Origin of the sequence: Allosalinactinospora lopnorensis (assembly GCF_000981225.1) — a bacterium.
In the GTDB taxonomy this organism is placed as follows: domain Bacteria; phylum Actinomycetota; class Actinomycetes; order Streptosporangiales; family Streptosporangiaceae; genus Allosalinactinospora; species Allosalinactinospora lopnorensis.
Genome location: NZ_LAJC01000048.1, coordinates 17,352 through 33,933, shown reverse-complemented (window position 1 = coordinate 33,933; position 16,582 = coordinate 17,352). Strand labels below are relative to the sequence as shown.

General features: G+C 69.8%; 12 protein-coding genes and 3 pseudogenes. 12 read left to right on the top strand and 3 right to left on the bottom strand.

Annotated elements, in window-relative coordinates:
* Positions 1-161 precede the first annotated feature (161 nt).
* The gene (locus tag VS93_RS17340; protein ID WP_046470955.1) at positions 162-1,232 is read right to left on the bottom strand and encodes a polyprenyl synthetase family protein; all 1,071 of its coding nucleotides are present in this window, start codon (positions 1,230-1,232) and stop codon (positions 162-164) included.
* A gap of 139 nt (positions 1,233-1,371) precedes the next feature.
* Between VS93_RS17340 and metF the strand changes: the two are divergent.
* Positions 1,372-2,327, top strand: a pseudogene (gene metF / locus VS93_RS17335) (methylenetetrahydrofolate reductase [NAD(P)H]).
* Here metF and VS93_RS17330 read toward each other — a convergent pair.
* On the bottom strand, positions 2,260-2,856 hold the full coding sequence (locus VS93_RS17330) for a GNAT family N-acetyltransferase (protein ID WP_046470954.1): 597 nt from the start codon (positions 2,854-2,856) through the stop codon (positions 2,260-2,262). The pseudogene metF and the gene VS93_RS17330 overlap by 68 nt on opposite strands.
* Positions 2,857-3,238: 382 nt before the next feature.
* The gene (gene bldD, locus VS93_RS17325) at positions 3,239-3,733 is read right to left on the bottom strand and encodes a transcriptional regulator BldD (RefSeq protein ID WP_046470953.1); all 495 of its coding nucleotides are present in this window, start codon (positions 3,731-3,733) and stop codon (positions 3,239-3,241) included.
* Positions 3,734-4,252: 519 nt separating this feature from the next.
* Here bldD and pyrR point away from each other — a divergent pair.
* From pyrR to rpoZ, 11 genes and pseudogenes are all read left to right on the top strand, one after another.
* Entirely contained in the window at positions 4,253-4,879 is a 627-nt protein-coding gene (pyrR, locus tag VS93_RS17320) for a bifunctional pyr operon transcriptional regulator/uracil phosphoribosyltransferase PyrR (protein WP_082126966.1), read from the top strand.
* A complete protein-coding gene (locus tag VS93_RS17315) occupies positions 4,879-5,820 on the top strand; it encodes an aspartate carbamoyltransferase catalytic subunit (RefSeq protein ID WP_046470952.1) in 942 nt (313 codons plus the stop codon). The genes pyrR and VS93_RS17315 overlap by 1 nt, the downstream gene beginning before the upstream one ends.
* Positions 5,817-7,135 (top strand): annotated as a pseudogene (locus VS93_RS17310) (dihydroorotase). Before VS93_RS17315 ends, VS93_RS17310 begins: the two are co-directional and overlap by 4 nt.
* Before the next feature lie 47 nt (positions 7,136-7,182).
* Positions 7,183-8,316 carry a glutamine-hydrolyzing carbamoyl-phosphate synthase small subunit gene (gene carA / locus VS93_RS17305; RefSeq protein ID WP_046470951.1) on the top strand — a complete coding sequence of 378 codons (1,134 nt, stop codon included), beginning with the start codon at positions 7,183-7,185 and terminating at the stop codon, positions 8,314-8,316.
* A 10-nt stretch (positions 8,317-8,326) separates the two neighbouring features.
* Positions 8,327-11,629, top strand: coding sequence for a carbamoyl-phosphate synthase large subunit (gene carB, locus VS93_RS17300; RefSeq protein ID WP_046470950.1), 3,303 nt, complete (start codon positions 8,327-8,329; stop codon positions 11,627-11,629).
* A gap of 66 nt (positions 11,630-11,695) precedes the next feature.
* Positions 11,696-12,591: pseudogene (locus VS93_RS17295) on the top strand (dihydroorotate dehydrogenase electron transfer subunit).
* A 92-nt stretch (positions 12,592-12,683) separates the two neighbouring features.
* Positions 12,684-13,631 (top strand): dihydroorotate dehydrogenase, encoded by a 948-nt coding sequence (locus tag VS93_RS17290; RefSeq protein WP_046470949.1) that lies wholly within the window; start codon positions 12,684-12,686, stop codon positions 13,629-13,631.
* A gap of 255 nt (positions 13,632-13,886) precedes the next feature.
* Complete coding sequence (gene pyrF, locus VS93_RS17285; protein WP_046470948.1) at positions 13,887-14,588, top strand: orotidine-5'-phosphate decarboxylase; 702 nt, start codon at positions 13,887-13,889, stop codon at positions 14,586-14,588.
* A 355-nt stretch (positions 14,589-14,943) separates the two neighbouring features.
* Entirely contained in the window at positions 14,944-15,264 is a 321-nt protein-coding gene (mihF, locus tag VS93_RS17280; RefSeq protein ID WP_046470947.1) for an integration host factor, actinobacterial type, read from the top strand.
* Positions 15,265-15,553: 289 nt separating this feature from the next.
* The gene (gene gmk / locus VS93_RS17275; protein ID WP_046470946.1) at positions 15,554-16,144 is read left to right on the top strand and encodes a guanylate kinase; all 591 of its coding nucleotides are present in this window, start codon (positions 15,554-15,556) and stop codon (positions 16,142-16,144) included.
* 73 nt (positions 16,145-16,217) lie between these two features.
* A complete protein-coding gene (gene rpoZ, locus VS93_RS17270) occupies positions 16,218-16,484 on the top strand; it encodes a DNA-directed RNA polymerase subunit omega (RefSeq protein ID WP_046470945.1) in 267 nt (88 codons plus the stop codon).
* The last annotated feature ends 98 nt before the right edge of the window (positions 16,485-16,582 follow it).

Genomic DNA, 16,582 nt, shown 5'->3' with positions numbered 1-16,582 from the left:
CTGTGCCGTGTCGCCGCCGTCTTCTCACGGCGGTCAACGACATACTCGCTCATGAGCCGCGGCCGGAGCATCCGCCGTCCGGAAGTGGCCAGGTCCCCGAGCGGGAGTCTCCCGTTTCCGCCATGCCCGCCGGTGCGGGGGTTCGCCCGGCCGGTGGGGCCTCAGTGCTTGCGCGCCGTCGCGGCCACGATGAGGTCGGACAGCGCGGCACGGGCGTCATCGGCGATGAGGGGACTCTCCACTGCCGAGGTGGCCTGTGCCACGTAGTCGTCGATGCGCCTCTCGCACGCGTCCAGCGCACCGCTGTCCGCGATGAGACCGCGCATCCACTCCACCGTATCCAGAGTGAGGGCGGGATCGCCCAGGTGGCGGCGGAACTCCGCGGCGCCGGCAGGGCCGGCCCTGTGCAGCGTCTCGGCGACGATCAGCGTGCGCTTCCCCTCCCGCAGGTCGTCGCCCGCGGGCTTGCCGGTCTGCTCCGGGTCGCCGAAGACGCCCAGGACGTCGTCGCGGAGCTGGAAGGCGATGCCCAGGGGGAGGCCGTAGGCGCTGTAGACCGGTGCGAGGCCGTCGTAGCGCCCGGCCAGCGCCGCCCCTAGGTGCAGCGGGCGTTCGATGGTGTACTTGGCGGCCTTGTAGTGCATGACGCGCAGCGATTCCTCGACGCTCTCCGCCGCGCGCACCTGTGCGAGCAGGTCCAGGTACTGGCCGGCCATGACCTCAGTGCGCATCAGGTCGAACGGGTGCCGTCCCTCGCTGAGGGCCTCCGCGGGCAGCCCGCTCGCCTGGTACATCTCCTCGCACCACGCCAGGCAGAGATCGCCGATCAGCACCGCGGCCCCTTGGCCGAACCCGTCGGAGTCGCCGCTCCACCCGGAGCGGGAGTGCAGATCCGCCAATCGCCTGTGCGTCGCCGGAAGGCCCCGCCGGGTGTCGCTGTTGTCGATGACGTCGTCGTGGATGAGGGCGCAGGCCTGCAGGAACTCCAGCGAGGCCGCAGCGGTGTAGATCCCGGGAACGTCCCCGCCGCCGGCTCCCCGCCATCCCCAGTAGCAGAATGCGGGACGCAGCCGTTTGCCGCCGGTGAGCATCGCCTCCAGTGCCTTGAGCACGGGCGCCAGCTCCGGCCCCATCTCCAGCATCTGGGCGCGGCGCCGTTCGAGGAAGCGGGAGAGCTCGGCGTCGACGGGCGCGCGCACGAAAGAGATGGGGGAGGTGTGCGAGGAGGTCATGTAGTGAAGGCTATCTGCCGGTCCGTGCGAATCCGTGTGCTCCCCGTTTGACGTGATTAGCGCTGTGACCGGCGCAGATGCGTCTTACATGGGGGGTGGCCCCCTGAACAGGCCGGACAGGTGGCCTAAGGTGTTGACTATGTTTGGGTCACCGTCACACACAGAGACAGCGCACGACGCCGCGTCGCGGCCGCGGCACATCAGCGAACTGCTCAAAACTGGCGAACCGACATTCTCTTTCGAGTTCTTCCCCCCGAAGACGGCAGAAGGCCTGCGGAAGCTCTGGCAGGTTATCCGCGAGATCGAGGCGCTGGCGCCCTCGTTCGTCTCCGTGACCTACGGAGCCGGGGGCGGTACGCGGGACCTCACTGTCGAGATCACCGAGCGGCTGGCCACCGACACCACGCTGCTGCCGGTCGCGCACACGACCGCCGTCAACCACTCCGTCGCCGAACTCCGCCACCTCATCGGCCGGTTCGCCGACGCCGGAGTGAGCAACATGCTCGCCCTGCGCGGGGACCCGCCCGGCGACCCGCTGGGCGAGTGGGTGAAGCACCCCGAAGGGCTGGAGTACGCCTCGGAACTGGTCCGGCTGATCAAGGAGAGCGGCGACTTCTCGGTGGGGGTCGCGGCGTTCCCCTTCAAGCATCCGCGTTCGGCCAGCGTCGAGGAGGACGTGGAGTTCCTCATCCGCAAGTTCCAGGCCGGAGCGGACTACGCGATCACCCAGATGTTCTTCGACGCCGACGACTACCTGCGGCTGCGCGACCGCGTGGCGGCCAAGGGCGGAGGGAACGTCCCGATCATCCCCGAGATCATGCCGGTGGTGAAGTACTCCACGATCGAGATGTCGGAGAAGCTGTCGGGGCCCCGTTCCCGAAGCACCTCGAGGAGCGGTTCGACAGAGTGAAGGACGATCCCGGCGCTCTGCGCGAGATGGGCATGGAGCATGCGCAGCAGATGTGCGAGCGGCTGCTCGACGAGGGCGCGCCCGGCATCCACTTCATCACGTTCAACCAGTCCACGGCTACGCGCGAGATCTACGAGCGGATCGCCGCCGACCGCGTGCCCGCAATGGCAGCCGGGCGGCCATGATCGTGTAGGGCTGGTGGGGGCTGCCGGGGAAGTAGAACTCCGGCAGCACATCGGTGAAGCCGTACGAACGGTAGAGACTGTGGGCGGCCGTGGGGCCGGTATAGGTCGACAGGACGGCGGTGCGTTCCCCGCGTACCGCCGTCAGCCTTTCCAGCAGCCGCCGCCCGATGCCCCGGCCCTGCCACTCGGGCAGTACGTGGATTTCGGCGATCTCGAAGGAATCGCTGAACCAGCGCTGTTCCGCAGTGGGGTCGCGGGCCCGGAGCTCGTCCGTGACGACGTCGTGCCACCACTGCCCGCCCTGGCCGTGGAAGCCGTAGGCGAATCCGAGGGCGGCCGTGTCACCGGGAGCCAGGGCGACGACCGAATGGAACCGCGGATTGCGGGCGTGCTGCCCCATGATGGTGCGACGTCCCGTGATCTGCTTCCGGAGCGGGTCCATCGCGGCCGCATAGACCTCCAGCAGCGCGGGAAGCGCATGGAGGAACGCAGGTGCGGCCAGGTCGCACAGCTCGATGTCGGTCTCCACAACCTCACCCTAGAGGAGCGCGCGCGAGCGTCCAGAGGTTGTTGACGGGACCGTGCCCGTGCGGTTTACTGGAGCGTGTTCGAACCTGTGTTCGAATTCGGTTCGTGCGCTACTCCTTGGGCTCGCGCCCGGGTGTCACCCCCGGCGCCTGGGCGTGGGAAGCGGCCGGGAGGGGGAGGGGAAGCCCCTTTCCCGGCCGCGACTAAGTACGCGTCCGGGGGCGTGGCTGGTTGTGCTGGGGCATGCGTGTGCAGCAGCGCGCGCGAACCTCGGTGAAGGCGCGCGGGCCGCGCGGTATTCCCGTGTCGAGCGTGTTCGAGAGCCCCTGGGACAAGGGGGCGTGGACGGAGGGACCGGCCGCGGGTGCCCGGATCGGTGCCGGTCAGAAAGCGTCCACTGCCCTGCGCGCCTCGGGATCGAGAACGCCCCAGTTGATGAGCTCCTCGGTAAGGTCAGCGGGCGAGCGGTCATAGATCACCGCGAGCGAGCGCAGGTCTTCCTGGCGGATCGAGAGCACGCGCCCGTTGTAGTCACCACGCTGGCTCTGGATGGTGGCCACGTAACGGGCGAGCGGCCCGGCCTTCTCCTGGGGAAGCTGCTGCATGCGCTCCAGGTCGATGACCAGCTTGGGCGTGGGGCCCAGTGGAGTCGGTGCGGCGCCGCCGGGCAGCAGCTCCGACATGGGCACACCGTAGAAGTCCGCGAGCTCGGCGAGCTTTTGGACGGTGACCGCGCGGTCACCGCGCTCGTAGGAGCCCACCACGACGGCCTTCCAGCGCCCGTGGGACTTTTCTTCCACCCCGTGCAGGGACAGTCCCTGCTGGGTGCGGATGGCGCGCAGCCGCGCACCGAGAGACTTCGCGTATTCGGATGGCATCTTCCTCGTCGCTCCCCGGCCGTGAAGGTGGCTGGTGTGGGCGGCGGACCCCATTCGTTCGGTTACCCCGAAACCCGCGAAATCCACATCGTTCTCTGTTTCGCGGGGACAGGCCCCGAGCAGTCCCACCCAGATTGGTTACGGACAGTGACCGTAAGGCTGTCGGGGCGCCAGGTCAAGCCGTTGGGTGAAAATGCGACTATTCAGTGGCCAAACCGTGCGTAAGTGAGGGGTCTCTCATTCTGGGGGTGATGCGGACGATTCGTGGTGTTTTGGACTCCGGGAAGCCCGGAGCCGTAGGGGCTCCCGCGTTTCCCGCGGTCGAGTGGCCGGTACCGGCATCCCGAACACTTCGCCGTCTCGCGGCCGGAGTCAAGGTTTGATCACGTGATCAGTGTCATATTTTTGCAATGTTTGACCTTTCCTGCTGACGGGACCATCGCGGCGGCGCTGATAACGTGAGGCCGTTCGACGTCCTTTAACGGCCTGTCCCGCGAGGCAGGGAAGGGGGTCATCGCTTTGTGTGCGCAAAAACGCGCAAAGAGTGATGTAGGTGAAGGTTCGCCCGCACGCGCGGACCTCGACAGGACACGGGCCGTCCTCGAAGGCCCCGAGATCGGTCGGGCACTGACCCGTATCGCTCATGAAGTGCTGGAACGCACCAAGGGCGGAGAAGGCGTCACCCTGCTGGGCATACCGACCCGCGGCGTTCCGCTGGCCCGCCGGCTCGCCGAGCGCATCGAGCGGGTGGAGGACCGTTCCGTCCCGTGGGGCTCACTCGACATCACCATGTACCGCGACGATCTCCGCCTGGCCCCGGCACGTGCGCTCGGCCGCACCGACATCCCCGCCGAAGGCATCGACGACCGCGTCGTGGTCCTCGTCGACGACGTCCTCTTCTCCGGCCGCACTGTCCGCGCCGCGCTCGACGCCCTCAACGACCTGGGCCGGCCGCGCGCCGTGCAGCTCGCCACCCTGGTCGACCGCGGCCACCGCCAGTTGCCCATACGAGCCGACTACGTCGGGAAGAACCTCCCCACGTCGCTCCGCGAGAGCGTCACGGTGCTGCTCGACGAGTTCGACAGCCGCGATGCCGTGCTCGTCGGCCCGGCCAAGGCCCGCCCTGCTCCGGAGGAGGAACACTGATGCGGCACCTGCTCTCCGCCGGGGACCTCTCCCGCGACGAAGCCATCCTGGTGCTGGACACCGCGAAAGAGCTCGCCCAGGTCAGCGGGCGTTCCGTGAAGAAGTACCCGACCCTGCGCGGGCGCACCGTGGTGAACCTCTTCTACGAGGACTCCACCCGCACCCGGACGTCCTTCGAGCTCGCCGCCAAACGCTTGTCGGCCGACGTCATCAACTTCTCCGCCAAGGGGTCCAGCGTCTCCAAGGGAGAGAGCCTCAAGGACACTGCGCTCACCCTGCAGGCCATGGGGGCCGACGGCGTGGTCATCCGGCACAGCGCCTCCGGAGCCGCCCACCGGCTGGCCGGCTGGGTGGACGGCGCCGTCCTCAACGCCGGCGACGGCACCCACGAGCACCCCACCCAGGCGCTGCTGGACGTGTTCACCATGCGCGAGCGTTTGGGGCACCTCGAAGGGCTGCGCGTAGCCATCGTCGGCGACATCCTGCACAGCCGGGTGGCCCGCTCCAACGTCCTGCTGCTGCACACGCTCGGCGCCGAGGTCACCCTGGTCGCCCCGCCCACGCTGCTGCCGGTTTCCGTGCACACCTGGCCCTGCGCCGTCTCCTACGAGCTCGACGAGGTACTGCCCAAGAGCGATGTGGTGATGATGCTGCGGGTGCAGGCCGAGCGGATGAAGGACGCGTTCTTCCCCACCGCGCGCGAGTACAGCCGCCGCTACGGCCTGGACCGCGAACGCTTCGCCCGCATGCAGCGGGACGCCATCGTGATGCACCCCGGCCCGATGGTCCGGGGTATGGAGATCTCGGCCGAGGTCGCCGACTCCCCGCGCTCCACCGTCACCGAGCAGGTGACCAACGGCCTCAGCGTTCGCATGGCGGTTCTGTACCTGCTGCTCGGCGGGTCTGAATCCGGGATCGGCAACCAGGAGGGGCAGGCATGACCGAGAGCAGCACCGCGGCCGCGACGACCCGCTTGATCCGCGGCGCCCGCGTCGCCGGCGGTGACCCGGTGGACATCCTGGTCCGGGACGGCGTCATCGTCGCAGTCGGGACCGGGCTGGAAGCGGACGCCGACGCCGGGGTCGACATCCTCGACGCGACGGGGCTCATCGCTCTTCCCGGCCTGGTCGACCTGCACACCCACTTGCGCGAGCCCGGCCGCGAGGACGCGGAGACCGTGGCCACGGGCGCCCGCGCCGCCGCCGTGGGCGGCTACAGCGCCGTGCACGCGATGGCGAACACCGACCCCGTGGCCGACACCGCCGGCGTCGCCGAGCAGGTCTGGCGACTCGGCCGCGACGCCGGCTACTGCGACGTCCAGCCGGTGGGTGCCGTCACCCGCGGACTGGAGGGGGAGCGGTTGGCCGAACTGGGCGCCATGGCCGACTCCATGGCCAGGGTCCGGGTCTTCTCCGACGACGGCGTCTGCGTTTCCGACGCCCTGCTTATGCGGCGGGCCCTGGAGTACGTCAAGGCGTTCGACGGCGTGGTCGCCCAGCACGCCCAGGAGCCGCGGCTGACCGAAGGCGCCCAGATGAACGAGGGCCTGGTCTCCGACCGCCTGGGCCTGGCCGGATGGCCCGCTGTCGCTGAGGAGGCCGTCATCGCCCGCGACTGCCTGCTCGCCGAGCACGTGGCTCGCGGCTGCACATCTGCCACGTCTCCACGAAGGGGTCGGTGCAGATCCTGCGCTGGGCCAAGAGTCGCGGCTGCGACGTCACCGCCGAGGTCACGCCGCACCACCTGCTGCTCACCGACGAGCTCGCCGAGAGCTACGATCCCATCTACAAGGTCAATCCGCCGTTGCGCACCGCTGAGGACGTCCACGCGCTGCGCGAGGCCCTCGCGGACGGCACGATCGACTGCGTGGCCACGGACCACGCGCCGCACCCGATCGAGGCCAAGGAGACCGAGTGGTCCAACGCCGCGATGGGGATGGTGGGGCTGGAGACGGCCCTATCGGTGGTCCAGCGGACGATGGTCGACACCGGCCTGCTCGACTGGGCCGGGGTCGCCGAGCGCATGTCGGCCACACCGGCGCGCATCGGCCGCCTGCCCGGCCACGGCCGTCCGATCGCGGTGGGGGAGCCGGCCAACATTACGCTGTACGACACGGACACGGACCGGGAGGTCGATCCGGCCGTGCTGGTCTCCAAGAGCGGAAACACCCCCTACCGGGGGATGCGTGTGCCCGGTCGGGTGATCGCGACGCTGCTGCGCGGTAGACCAACAGTCCTCGACGGGAAGATCCAGTGAGTTCACAGACAACTGCCTCCGGCAGGCCTGCCGCGGACGGGAGTGATATGCAGGTTCCGGCGATTCTTGTGCTGGAGGACGGCCGGGTGTTCCACGGCCGCTCCTTCGGTGCCCGGGGGGAGACCTTCGGCGAGATCGTGTTCAACACGGGCATGACCGGCTACCAGGAGACGCTCACCGACCCCTCGTACCACCGCCAGATCGTGGCGATGACCGCCCCTCACATCGGCAACACCGGGGTCAACGACGACGACCCCGAGTCCGGACGGATCTGGGTCGCCGGGTACGTGGTGCGCGAACCCGCCCGCATCCCGTCCAACTGGCGGGCTCAGCGCACGCTCGAAGAGGAACTGGTCCGGCAGGGGGTGGTCGGCGTCGCCATGCCCGGAACCCGCGCGCTCACCCGGCACCTGCGCGACCGCGGCGCCATGCGCGCGGCCATCAGCACCGAGGAGACCGACCCGGAGCGGCTGCGTGAGCGCGTGCTGGCCAGCCCGCGGATGAGCGGAGCCGACCTGGCCGATGAGGTCACCACCGAGGAGCCCTACACCCTCCACCCGCCCGAGGGCGTGCCCACGCGGTTCCGGGTCGCCGCGATCGACCTGGGCATCAAGGCCATGACACCGCAGCGGCTGGCCGAGCGGGGATGCGAGGTCACGGTGCTGCCCGCCGGCACCGGCGCCGAGGAGATCCTCGCGACGGAGCCCGACGGCGTGTTCTTCAGCAACGGCCCCGGCGATCCGGCGGCCATGGACGGTCCCGTCGCCGTGATGCGCGAGATCCTGGACACCGGGACCCCGCTGTTCGGGATCTGCTTCGGCAACCAGATCCTCGGCCGCGCCCTGGAACTGGGGACGTACAAGCTGCGGTTCGGCCACCGCGGTGTGAACCAGCCGGTGCGCGACGTGCACACCGGGCGCGTCCACATCACCAGCCAGAACCACGGTTTCGCCGTTGACGCCCCCACCGACGGCCCCTTCGACACGCCCTACGGGCGCGCCGAGGTCAGCCACATCGGCCTCAACGACGACGTCGTGGAAGGGCTGCGGCTGCTGGACCGCCCCGCCTTCAGCGTCCAGTACCACCCCGAAGCCGCCGCGGGACCGCACGATGCCGCCGAGCTGTTCGACGCGTTCTGCGACCTGATGTCCATCCAGCACGCACAGCCCGCCAAGTCGTAGAAGGACAACGATGCCGCGCCGTAGTGACCTGTCTTCCGTTCTCGTGATCGGCTCCGGGCCGATCGTCATCGGCCAGGCGTGCGAGTTCGACTACTCGGGGACCCAGGCCTGCCGGGTCCTCAAGGACGAGGGGCTCCGTGTGATCCTGGTGAACTCCAACCCGGCCACGATCATGACCGACCCGGAGTTCGCGGACGCCACGTACGTCGAACCCATCACGCCCGAGATGATCGAGAAGATCATCGCCAAGGAGCGTCCCGACGCCCTGCTGCCGACCCTGGGCGGGCAGACCGCACTCAACGCCGCCGTCGCCCTGCACGAGGCCGGGGTGCTCGACAAGTACAACGTCGAACTGATCGGCGCCAACATCGACGCCATCCAGGCCGGCGAGGACCGCGAGACGTTCAAGGACGTCGTCGAGCGTATCGGCGGCGAATCGGCCCGTTCGCGCATCTGCCACTCGCTCCAGGAATGCCTGGACGCCGCCGAGGAGTTGGCCTACCCGGTCGTCGTGCGGCCGTCGTTCACCATGGGCGGGTCCGGTTCCGGGTTCGCCCACAACGAAGCCGACCTGCGCCGCATCGCGGGTCAGGGGCTGGCGCTCTCCCCGACCCACGAAGTGCTCCTGGAGGAGTCCATCCTCGGCTGGAAGGAGTACGAGCTGGAGTTGATGCGCGACGGCAACGACAACGTGGTCGTCGTCTGCTCTATCGAGAACTTCGATCCCATGGGCGTGCACACCGGGGACTCGGTGACGGTCGCCCCGGCCATGACGCTCACCGACCGCGAGTACCAGCGGATGCGCGACATCGGCATCGCGGTCATCCGCGAGGTCGGCGTGGACACCGGCGGATGCAACATCCAGTTCGCCGTGCACCCCGAGAACGGGCGGGTCATCGTCATCGAGATGAACCCGCGCGTCTCGCGCTCCTCCGCCCTGGCGTCGAAGGCCACCGGGTTCCCGATCGCCAAGATCGCGGCGAAACTCGCCGTCGGCTACACCCTCGACGAGATCCCCAACGACATCACCGCCGAGACGCCGGCCAGCTTCGAGCCGACCCTCGACTACGTCGTTGTCAAGGTGCCGCGGTTCGCCTTTGAGAAGTTCCCCGGCGCCGACCCGGGCCTGACCACCACCATGAAGTCGGTCGGGGAGGCCATGGCGATCGGCCGGTCCTTCTCCGAGGCGCTGCAGAAGGCGATGCGCTCGCTGGAGAAGAGGGGGGTCGGCTTCACCTGGGCGGGCGGGCCCGGGGACAAGGACGAGCTGCTGCGCAGTGTCGCCACTCCCACCGAGTACCGGTTGCGCCAGGTTCAGCAGGCGCTTCGGGCCGGCGCGACCGTGGCCGAACTGCACGCCGCCACCAGGATCGACCCGTGGTTCCTCGACCAGCTGCTGCTGATGGAGGAGACCGCGCGCGAGATCGCGGCCGCCCCGAAGCTCGGGGCGGAACTACTGCGCTCGGCCAAGCGGCTGGGCTTCTCCGACACCCAGATCGGCGAGATCGTCGGCAAGTCCGCCGAGGTCGTCCGGGAGCTGCGGTACGCGCTCGGCATCCACCCGGTCTATCTGACCGTCGACACGTGCGCCGCGGAGTTCGCCGCCCAGACGCCCTACCTCTACTCCAGCTACGACGAGGAGACCGAGGTCCCCGAGGGCGCCAGGCCCAAGGTGATCATCCTCGGCTCCGGCCCGAACCGCATCGGGCAGGGCGTGGAGTTCGACTACAGCTGCGTGCACGCCTGCTTCGCGCTGTCCGAGGCGGGCTACGAGACGGTCATGGTGAACTGCAACCCCGAGACCGTCTCGACCGACTACGACACCAGCGACCGGCTGTACTTCGAGCCGCTCACCCTGGAGGACGTGCTGGAGGTCGTGCGGGCCGAGCAGCTCACCGGCGAGGTCGTCGGGGTGGTCGTGCAGCTGGGAGGGCAGACCCCGCTGGGGCTGGCGCGCGAGCTCAAAGCCGCCGGCGTCCCCATCGTCGGCACCAGCCCCGAGTCCATCGACCTCGCCGAGGACCGCGGCGAGTTCGGCAGGGTGCTCGCCGACGCCGGGCTGCCCGCACCCAAGCACGGCACGGCGCACTCGTTCGACGGGGCCAGGAAGGTCGCCGACGAGATCGGCTACCCGGTCATGGTCCGCCCGTCCTACGTGCTGGGCGGGCGCGGGATGGAGATCGTCTACAACGAGACCATGCTGCGCGATTACATCGCGCGCAACGCGGAGGTCAGTCCGGAGTACCCGGTGCTGATCGACCGTTTCCTGGACGACGCCATCGAGATCGACGTCGATGCGCTCTACGACGGGCACGAGCTCTATCTGGGCGGCATCATGGAGCACATCGAGGAGGCCGGGATCCACTCCGGCGACTCCGCGTGCGCGCTCCCCGCGGTGACGCTGGGCAACGAGGATTTCGAGCGGATCCGCTACTCCACCGAGGGCATCGCCCGCGGCTGCGGCGTGCGCGGGCTGCTCAACGTGCAGTACGCGCTCGCCTCGGGGGTGCTGTACGTGCTGGAGGCCAATCCGCGGGCCTCGCGCACGGTGCCGTTCGTCTCCAAGGCCAGCGCGGTCCCGCTGGCCAAGGCGGCCGCCCGGGTGATGCTCGGCTCCTCCATCGCCGACCTGCGCCGCGAGGGCCTGCTACCGGCCGAGGGCGACGGCGGGACCCTGCCCATGGACGCCCCGATCTCGGTGAAGGAGGCGGTGCTGCCCTTCAACCGGTTCATCGACCGGCAGGGGGAGGGCGTCGACACCGTGCTCGGCCCGGAGATGCGCTCCACGGGCGAGGTCATGGGCCTGGACGCTGACTTCGGCGCGGCGTACGCCAAGTCGCAGCAGGCGGCGTTCGGGTCGCTGCCGACGTCGGGCGCGGTCTTCGTCTCGGTCGCCAACCGCGACAAGCGGACGATGGTCTTCCCGGTCAAGCGGCTGGCCGACCTGGGATTCGAGATCCTGGCGACCGAGGGGACGGCGTGGGTGCTCCGGCGCAACGGAGTCCCGGCGCGGGTCGTCCGCAAGCAGAGCGAAGGTCCCGGTCCGGACGGCGAACCCACTATCGTGCAACTCATCCACGACGGCGAGGTGGACCTTATCGTGAACACCCCGTTCGGCAGCGCGGGCCAGTCCGGGCCGCGGCTGGACGGCTACGAGATCCGCACCGCCGCGGTCGTGCGCAGCGTGCCGAGCGTCACGACGGTGCAGGGGCTGGCCGCGGCCGTGCAGGGCATCGAGGCGCTGGTACGCGGCGACATCGGTGTGCGCTCCCTCCAGGAGCACGCAGAGGCGCTGCGCGGCGGCGAAGGCTGAACGGGGACGCTGCGCACCGCACGGCGGCGCTGCGCGGCGTCCCCGTCGAGAAAAAGGGGCCCACAGGTGAGCGATTTCGGACCGGTGCAAATGCGGAGCCCCGTGCTGACCGTTCGACGGGTGGACGCTACTACGCCATTACGGTCGTGGCACCAGGGATCGCCGAACGGTTCCGCTCCGGGCAGTTCGTGGCGGTGGCGGTCGGCGGTGAGCACTCGGGCATGCTGCTGCGGCGCCCCTTCGCGATCCACGATGTCAAGCCGGACTACGGCGGCACGGTGGAGTTCCTCTTCGCGGTGCGCGGCGCGGGCACCGCATGGCTGGCCGAGCGCCGCTCCCGGGACCTGCTCGACGTCGTGGGTCCACTGGGCCGCCCCTTCCCGCTCCCCCGGGACCCGGTGAACTGCGTCCTGGTGGGCGGAGGGTCCGGGTGCGCCCCCTTGTTCCCGCTGGCGCACTCGCTGCGCCGCCGGGGGTGCCGGGTGGACTTCGTGCTCGGTGCGGCCTCGGCCGACCGCGTATGCAGCGCCATCACCGCCCGCAGGGTCGCCGAGACGGCCACCTTCACCACCGATGACGGCTCCTTCGGCGTGCGCGGCCGGGTGACCGACCCACTCGGGCAGGTCATCGAGGAGGCCCGCTCCGACGTCGTCTACGCGTGCGGTCCCATGGCGATGCTGCGCGCGGCCACCGCCGTGGCGGACCAGCACGGCATTCCCACCCAGGTGTCGGTGGAAGAGACCATGGCGTGCGGCACCGGGATCTGCATGACCTGTGTGATCCCGATCGTGGGGGAGGACGGCATCACCCGTATGGTGCGGTCCTGCGTCGACGGCCCGGTGTTCCGGGGGGAGCAGGTCCGCTTCGACGACGTGGGCACGATCCCGTTCGACGCCCTGGGCGCCCCCGGCTGGAAGGCGCAGGGAGACGGGGACCGGGCGGCCGACCGGGAGGCCGGCTGACGCTGTCCGGGTGCGCCCGGTCCGCGCGTTCCGCGAGATCATGGAGCGCGAAACGCGAATCGGTCACGTGACGATGGAAGGTGCCCCGGAAGATGAGCCCCGATCTGCGGGTCCGGCTGAGTCAGGTGGAGCTGGTCAACCCCATCATGACGGCGGCGGGATGCGCGGGAACCGGTCGCGAGCTCGCGCGCTTCGTCGACCTCGCCCGGATCGGGGCGATCGTGACGAAGTCGGTGATGCTGGAGCCGCGCGCGGGCCGGCCGGCCCCGCGCATGGCCGAGACGCCCAGCGGCATGCTCAGCGCCATCGGCCTGCAGGGGCCCGGGGTCGACGTCTTCCTGCAGCGTGACCTGCCCTGGCTGCTCTCCCGGGGCGGCCACACGGTGGTCTCCATCGCCGGAGGCAGCGCCTCGGAGTACGCCGAGCTGGCCAGGAGGCTTTCCGAGGCATCCGGAGTCGGGATGATCGAGGTCAACCTGTCCTGCCCGAACCCGGCGAGCCAGGGCCGGGACTTCACGGACGAGCCGGCCGAGGCGGCCCGCGTGGTGCACGCGGTGCGTTCGCACGCCCGTTCCGACATCCCGGTGTTCGCGAAGCTGGCCCCGGACGTTCCCGACCTGGTCGGGCTGGCCACCGCGTGCGTCGAGGCGCGCGCCGACGGCCTGTCCATGATCAACGCCGTGCGCGGCATGGCCATCGACCCCGTGACCCTGCGGCCCGCCGTCGCCGGAGGGATGGGCGGTGTCTCGGGGCCGGCGATCCGTCCGATCGCGGTCGGCTGCGTCCACCGGGTGCACGCCGCGCTGCCGGAGGTCCCCATCATCGGCATGGGCGGGGTGCGCACCGGGACCGATGTCCTGGAATTCATCGCGGCAGGGGCCTCGTCGGTGGCCGTGGGCACCGTGAACTTCGCGGACCCCTCCGCCTGCGCGCGTATCCTGCGCGAGTTCGAGGAGGCCGTGGAAGGCCGGGGAGTCGCCCGGGTGGGCGAACTCGTAGGAGCGGCCCATCGCCCGATCGGGGCCGCTCTGGGAGGATAGGAGACAGAGGCGCTCCAGTGGCCGCTGCGGCCGGAACACCAGGCCGGGCACCCCCGGGAGGTCGTCGGCGGCGGAACACGCGGCTACGGCCGTCTGGGCGCCGCACACATCACACCCCCTTCGTGCGCATGAACCGGTCGCACCGGGGAACCGCACGTGGCAGCGTGTCAATGCTGTTCATCGGCGGGAGCCGCAGGGATCCCACGGCGGCCCGCACCGCCCTGCTCATCCGTGACACCCGTAAGGAGGACGATTGTGGCCGCGCCCATCGCCGTCGCCATTGACGTACCCGAGATCGAGACCGCAGCCCGGTGGGCATCGGCGGTCGCTCCGCATGTCAGCACGGTCAAGGTCGGGCTGGAGCTCTACCTGCGCTACGGCCCCGAGGTGGTCACCACCGTCCGGGGCGCCAACAAGGTGTCGGTCTTCCTCGACCTGAAGATGCTCGACATCCCGGACACCGTCGCACGGGCCACGCGCAACGTGGCCCGGCTGAAACCGTCCTTCCTGACCGTGCACGCCACGGGCGGCCGGAAGATGATCGCGGCGGCGGTGGAGGCCGCCCCGGAGACCAAGATCGCCGCGGTCACGGTCCTGACGTCGTTGGACGACGCCGCGCTCGAAGAGGTGGGCCTGCGTGGGCCGGCACCCGACGCCGCGCGGCGACTCGCCGTGCTCGCGGTGGAGGCCGGGGCGCAGGCGCTGGTCTGCTCGCCGCAGGAGGTGGCGTCACTGCGTGCTGAGGTCGGCCCGGACATCACGCTGATCACGCCCGGAGTGCGGCCGGCCGGAACGGACAAGGGCGACCAGGCCCGGGTGGCTACCCCGGAGGAGGCGCTCGCCGCGGGGGCCGACCTCCTGGTGATCGGCCGCCCCATCACCCGTGCGCCGGACCCGGGCGCTGCCGCGGCCTCGATCGCGGCCGCGCTGCGCCGCGCGGAGACCGCTTCGGCTTAGTCGGCGGTCTCCGGTCCCCGCCCGGGATGCTCCGGCGGAGCCGCCACGTCCCTAAGTGGCCATTACCGGTTATGAAAGGCGACCCATAAGTGTGTGTCCGAAATTCGGCCGAAAGTGGCCGCCATGAGGTGTGTCACCTTCGGGTGGGGTGGGGCATGGGACCTGCAAGAGTGCCTCCGACCAGGCCGGAAGTCCTGGTTTTAGCATCTCTACGCAATCAGATTGTGGCGTAGCGTAATTAATTGGATGAAATAGCGCTTGAAAAGCCACTTTGCGTTGCCGAACAGGGTCGGAACCTACTAACTTGCGCAGGCGTCCGCCCTCTACAAACGAGAGAAAACCGAGGTGACCCGGCGTGGCCCTTCCTCCCCTCACACCAGAACAGCGCGCCGCGGCTCTGGAGAAAGCCGCGAAGGCCAGAAAGGAGCGCGCGGAAGTCAAGAACCGACTCAAGCACGGTGGAGTATCGCTGTCCGAGGTTCTTTCCGACGGACAGACCGATGACGTCATCGGCAAGATGAAGGTCTCCGCTCTGCTCGAATCGCTCCCGGGCGTCGGCAAGGTCCGCGCCAAGCAGATCATGGAGCGTCTGAACATCGCCGAGTCGCGGCGCGTCCGCGGCCTTGGCGCCAACCAGCGCTCGGCGCTCGAGCGCGAATTCGGTGGCGTCGAGTAGCCACCGGGCGCCGGCGCGGTCTCCCATCCGGGACCGCGCACCCCGTACCGGCCCTCCACCGACAGGGTTAGCGGAGGGTCCGCGACGGACACGGTTCGTGCCGCGGTGCGGCGCCGGCCGGGTTCGCCCCCACCTGGGGGCGAACCCGGCGGTCGCACCGCGGCACAGTGGTATAAAAGACCAATCCCGGTGCTTACACGTGGCGGAGTCTCTGTCGCACCGCCCGTCCTGGAATCCGGGAGCGTCCGCCCACCCGCGTCCGCGGGGTTCGTCGAGAGTCTGATCGTCAGTGCCAGTTGCGCCCGGAAGTGACGCCCACCCGCGCCCCACACGGCTCACCGTGCTGTCCGGGCCCTCCGGCGTGGGCAAGAGTACGGTGGTCAAAGAGCTTCGGCGGTGCCACCCCGAGGTGTGGCTGTCGGTCTCGGTGACCACGCGTCCCCCCCGGCCCGGCGAGACCAACGGTGTCGAGTACCACTTCGCCGACGACGCCGAGTTCGACCGGATGATCGCCGAGGGGGAGCTCCTGGAGTGGGCCGCGTTCGCGGGCAACCGCTACGGGACTCCGCGGCGCCCGGTCGAGGAGCGCCTGCGGGCGGGGACGCCGGTGCTCCTGGAGATCGATCTGCAGGGCGCCCGGCAGGTGCGGGCGAGCATGCCGGGGTCGTTCCACGTGTTCCTGGCCCCTCCCTCCTGGGAGGAACTGGTGCACAGGCTCACCGGGCGCGGAACGGAGGAACCGGAGGTGGTCCAGCGTCGGCTGGACACCGCCCGTGTCGAGCTCGCCGCCGAGAAGGAGTTCGACGCCGCCCTCACCAACACTTCCGTGCGTGATGTCTGTGATGAGCTGCTAGCGTTGATCCTGGCACCGCAGGTGTGATACTGGCACGGCCAGTTTTCCAGAGATTTCCACGGTCCCGCTCCGGGGCCACGACCGTCTAGGGGTACGCAACGTGGCAGGCACCGAGCCCGTCGCCGAAGGCATCACCAACCCGCCGATCGACGACCTCCTTGAGTGCGTCGACAGCAAGTACAGCCTGGTCACCATGTCGTCCAAGCGCGCCAGGCAGATCAACGCCTACTACGCCCAGCTGGGCGAGGGGCTGCTCGAGTACGTCGGGCCGCTGGTCGAGACCCAGGTCCAGGAGAAGGCGCTGTCCATCGCGCTGCGCGAGATCAAGGCCGGGCTGCTGACGGCCGAGCCCTACGAGGGCTCCTGAGGGGCGCTCAGGGCTCTTCCGGGCCGTCGGTGGAAAATATGAAGTGCACCCATGCAGGTACCGTTCAGTAGACCCCGCGGGCGCGAGGATGGACTTCC

Coding starts and splice junctions, on each gene's coding strand:
- VS93_RS17290 (WP_046470949.1), top strand. CDS start 12,684: ATGAGCCCCGATCTGCGGGTCCGGCTGAGTCAGGTGGAGCTGGTCAAC.
- carB (WP_046470950.1), top strand. CDS start 8,327: ATGCCGCGCCGTAGTGACCTGTCTTCCGTTCTCGTGATCGGCTCCGGG.
- carA (WP_046470951.1), top strand. CDS start 7,183: ATGCAGGTTCCGGCGATTCTTGTGCTGGAGGACGGCCGGGTGTTCCAC.
- VS93_RS17315 (WP_046470952.1), top strand. CDS start 4,879: ATGCGGCACCTGCTCTCCGCCGGGGACCTCTCCCGCGACGAAGCCATC.
- bldD (WP_046470953.1), bottom strand. CDS start 3,733: ATGCCATCCGAATACGCGAAGTCTCTCGGTGCGCGGCTGCGCGCCATC.
- VS93_RS17340 (WP_046470955.1), bottom strand. CDS start 1,232: ATGACCTCCTCGCACACCTCCCCCATCTCTTTCGTGCGCGCGCCCGTC.